Genomic DNA, 2,644 nt, shown 5'->3' with positions numbered 1-2,644 from the left:
GCGGCCGGACCGCCCTGCGACCGCCGGCCCGCGACGCCGTCCCCGCCGGATTCCGCGGCGGCGGCCTCACCGTGCTCGCCGCCGACCCGGAGCACATCACCTTCACCCGCACCCCGGACCCGGTGCCCCCCGGCCGCTACGCCGTCACCTGGGCGAGCGGCCGCGCGGAGCTGGGACCGCCCGAACCGGACACCGGCACCGACGGCACCCCCCCCCCCCGCCTGCTGCGCACCGTCGGCGGCCCGCCCGCCCCCGGCACCCGCGTCACCCTCACGCCGCAGCTGCACACCGGCGACCCCCGCACGGCGCTCGGCATCGACTTCGCCGACACCGACATCCCGGCCGAACTCGGCCCGCTCCCGGCCTGGTTCGTGCCCGGCCCGCGCGACCTGTGGGTCATCGCGCTCCACGGCCTCGGCAGCACCCGCTCCTTCGCGCTCAACCTGCTGCCGTTCCTCACCGACCTCGGTGTGCCCGTCCTCGTCCCGGCCTACCGCGGCGACCCCGGCACCCGCTCCGCCCCCGACCGGCTCAGCCGCCTGGGCGCGGCCGAATGGCGCGACGCGGACGCCGCGCTGCGCCACGCGGCCGCCTACGGGGCGCGGCGCGTGGCGCTGCTCGGCTGGTCGGTCGGCGCCACCATGGCCCTCCACACCGCCGCCCGCTCGCCCCTGCACGGCCGGATCGCCGGACTGGTCCTCGACTCGCCGGTGCTGCACCGCGCCACCACGGTGCGCGCGCTGGCCGCCGAACGGGGCGTCCGCCGCCCGCTGCTGCCGCTCGCCGTCGCGGCCGCCGAGGGAACGGCCGGACCGGATTCCGTGCCCGACCTGCCCCGACGCCCCTCCGGCGCGCCGCTGCCCACGCTGATCGCGCACGGCCCCGACGACCGGATCGCCCCGTGGGAGCCGTCGCGCGCGCTCGCGGCCCGCCACCCCGAGGCCGTCTCCACCTACGTGGCGCGGCGTGCCGGTCACGCGGCCGTCTGGAACGCCGACCCCGCCGCCTATGAGGAGGAGTTGCGCCGCTTCCTCACGCCCCTGCTGTGAGCGCGGCCCCGACGGGCGGCGGCCCGCTCCGCCGAGGACACCCGGTGACCTCGGCCGTCGTCGTGAACGGGGGGTGCGGTTTGGGGAATCGGAGGGCAGGAGGAACACTGTTTCCGTGACGTCCCGTACCCCGCGAGACACCAGACTGCGTTCCGTCCCCCGGCCGGCCATCGCGACGGCTCGCCGTTCCGTGGCCGCCGGGCGCTCCCGGCCCGCTCCCCGGCCTCCCGCCGCGCTCAAGTCGCAGGAGCGACTGGCGCGTCAGGCGCGCGCCGCGCTCGGTGGTGCGGTGCGCGCCGCACGCTGGGCCGTGGCCGTGGGCCGTTCCCCGCTCACCGCCGCCTCCGACACCGACGACGCCCCTGCCCCGGGGCCCGAACGGGCCGCCGCCGACCTGCGGATGCTCCCGGACCAGCTCCAGGCCCACTGGGACCGCGCCCGGCTGGCCGGCCTGGTGGAGTTCCACCGCGACACCGTGCGTGCCGGCTGGCGGCTGCGCGCCTGGGACCGCGACGACTCCGCCGTGCTGCGCGGCTGGGTCGCGCTCTTCGACGCCTGGTCGCTGGCACACCCGGCGCCGCCCGGCGCCGACCCCGCGCTGGTCGGCGAAGTCGTCGTGGCAGCACCGCAGTTCCTGTCGGTCATGCACCTCTCGGCCGGCCCGGTCACCGAACCCGTCCTGCTGGAACTGCTTACCCAGCGGATCGCCGAACTCCGCGAGGAGCGGGCGGCGGCCGCCGCCGAATCTCCCGGCGACGGGCACCGCGCCGCCGCCGCGCCCGAACCGACCCAGGCGCAGCTGACCGAGCTCCTCGGCTGGGCGCTCGACGGGTTCGCGGGCGTCGGCGCGCTCACCCGCTGCCACGACCCGGGCGAGACCGGGCAGGCCGTCCTCACCCCGCTCGGCAACTGGGCGGTCTGGGTCAAGCTGGAGCAGATCTGCGTCGCCGCCCAGAGCCCGGCCGGCGGCAACATCGAGCAGAACGCGGAGAACATGCTGCGCGGCTGCATCCGGCTCACCCCCGGGCCGGCGCGCGACGAGTACCGCGCCTGGCTCGCCGCCCGCACCACGGCCCCGGCCGTGGCCGAACTGCTGACCGCGGCCCGCGGGGAGGATGCCCTCATCCGTGCGCTCGCCTTCGAGGCGCTGCGCGTCGTGGGCGGCCCCGCGGAACCCGCCGTGCGGGAGGCGGCGGCCGAGACCGTGCTGCGGCCCTACGCGCTGCTGTGGCTGGCGGAGCACGACGGAGCCGACCCGGAGGACCTCGCGGCGGACGCCTCCGAGGTCCTCTCCCGGGAGGAGGCCACCTGGCTGTGGGTGGACACCGCCGCGGCCCTCACCGACCACGGTGAGGGACGGCTGCTCGTGGAGCACCTGGAGACCGCGGGACACGACTCGGTGCCCCGGCTCCTCGCCCAGATCCGGGCGACGGGTCACCCGCGCACCGTGCAGGTCCTGGTCGCGCTCGCCGCGGCGCTGCCCGACCCGGTGGTCGCCCGCAAGGTGCGCCGGGCGGCCTTCCAGGTCCACACCGGCGAGGCCTGAGACCTGCCGCCGCAGGTGGGCGTGCTCGTGCAGCTGGACAAGCCCGAGG

General features: G+C 77.9%; 2 protein-coding genes. Both read left to right on the top strand.

Annotated elements, in window-relative coordinates:
• Positions 1-1,049, top strand: a 1,049-nt coding sequence (locus HCN52_RS23680) for an alpha/beta hydrolase (protein ID WP_168090463.1), incomplete at its 5' end; no start/stop codon positions are given.
• A gap of 115 nt (positions 1,050-1,164) precedes the next feature.
• Positions 1,165-2,595 carry a hypothetical protein gene (locus HCN52_RS23675; RefSeq protein WP_168090462.1) on the top strand — a complete coding sequence of 477 codons (1,431 nt, stop codon included), beginning with the start codon at positions 1,165-1,167 and terminating at the stop codon, positions 2,593-2,595.
• The last annotated feature ends 49 nt before the right edge of the window (positions 2,596-2,644 follow it).

It is taken from the genome of Streptomyces bohaiensis (genome assembly GCF_012033785.1).
Taxonomy (GTDB): Bacteria; Actinomycetota; Actinomycetes; order Streptomycetales; family Streptomycetaceae; genus Streptomyces; species Streptomyces bohaiensis.
This window is presented reverse-complemented; position numbering and strand designations above follow the sequence as displayed.